The organism is Mesorhizobium sp. M7A.F.Ca.CA.002.05.1.1, from assembly GCF_003998335.1.
In the GTDB taxonomy this organism is placed as follows: domain Bacteria; phylum Pseudomonadota; class Alphaproteobacteria; order Rhizobiales; family Rhizobiaceae; genus Mesorhizobium.
The window spans coordinates 1-1,177 of sequence record NZ_RZQI01001295.1 but is presented as its reverse complement, the minus strand read 5'-3'; the positions used below and the strand labels follow the sequence as shown (position 1 = coordinate 1,177).

At 62.5% G+C, this 1,177-nt stretch carries 1 protein-coding gene and 1 pseudogene; both read right to left on the bottom strand.

What is annotated here, in order from left to right:
- Positions 1-627, bottom strand: a 627-nt coding sequence (locus EN939_RS35005) for a DsbA family oxidoreductase (protein WP_164751551.1), incomplete at its 3' end; no start/stop codon positions are given.
- A gap of 17 nt (positions 628-644) precedes the next feature.
- A pseudogene (locus EN939_RS35000) lies at positions 645-1,139 on the bottom strand (ABC transporter substrate-binding protein); the annotation flags it as partial.
- Positions 1,140-1,177: the final 38 nt, after the last annotated feature.

The following is a 1,177-nucleotide window of genomic DNA, read 5'->3' as shown; positions in this document are numbered from 1 at the left end:
GGCATCGGCCAGCGTGTCGGCATCCTGTGCGCCCATGACCGCGTATTTGTCCTCGAGCAGGAAGCACGGCACGCCAGAAATGCCCATGCGCGACGCGGTGGCGATCTCGGTGCGCACCGCCTCGACATCGGCCTCGGTCGGCAAAAGCGTGGCGACCACGGACGCATCCATGCCGGCCTCGCGCGCCGCCTCGACCAGCACGGCATGATCGCCAATGTTTGCGCCTTCCTCGAAATTCAGCTGGAACAGCCGGCGCACAAGCCTGTTCTGAATGGCTTCGCCGGCGGCACCTGCCCAGCGGATCAGCCGATGCGCATCCAGCGTGTTCGGCGCCACCTTGATGGCGTCAAAGGCGAACGAGATGCCTTCGATTTCGCCCAGCGGCTCGATGCGGGCGTGAATCTCGCGGATGCGCTGATCACTGCCGAATTTTGCCAGCATGTATTCGCGGCGGTCCTTGCCTTCAGGCGGAATGGTCGGATCGAGCTGGAACGGCCGCCAGCGGACATGCACGTCGACATCGCCGACGGCGGCAATCGCCCTGTCGAGCCGCTTCTGGCCGATGAAGCACCAGGGGCAGACGACATCGGACACCACATCGACGGTGATGGCGTTCAATTCGCTCATCTCGATCTCCTGATCCCTCAGTTGGGTTTGCGCCACCATGTTGGCAGCTGATACCCGAATATGGGCGTCTTTTGCGGATGTTCCAGGTAGTTCCAGTAGGCAATCCATTGCTGCGTGTTGTGCTGCATCGGCACCATGTAGTTGCCGGAGATCAGCAGCCGGTCGAGAACGCGAACGGCGGCAACATAATCCTCCTTGGAGCGGGCGCGCAGCATCGCCTCGATCGCCGCGTCCACAGCCGGATCGGCGACGCCTGCGAGATTGAACGAGCCTTCCGTCCTGGCCGCGGCGGAACTCCAGCGCCCGCTCTGCTCGATGCCGGGCGACAACGAATTGTTGAAGCCGCTCGATCCGATCAGGACCTCAAAGTCGAAGCGCTGCTTGCGCGACTGGATCTGGTCGCCGTCGAGGCTGCGAATGGTGAGATCGATGCCGATCTTCTCCAGCGTGCGCTGGTAGATGCCGGCAAGGCGCTCCTCGTCCTGCGATGCGGTCAGGATTTCGAAGCTGAAGGCAGCCTTCGATCTTTTGAAAAGTGTCGGCTACCACG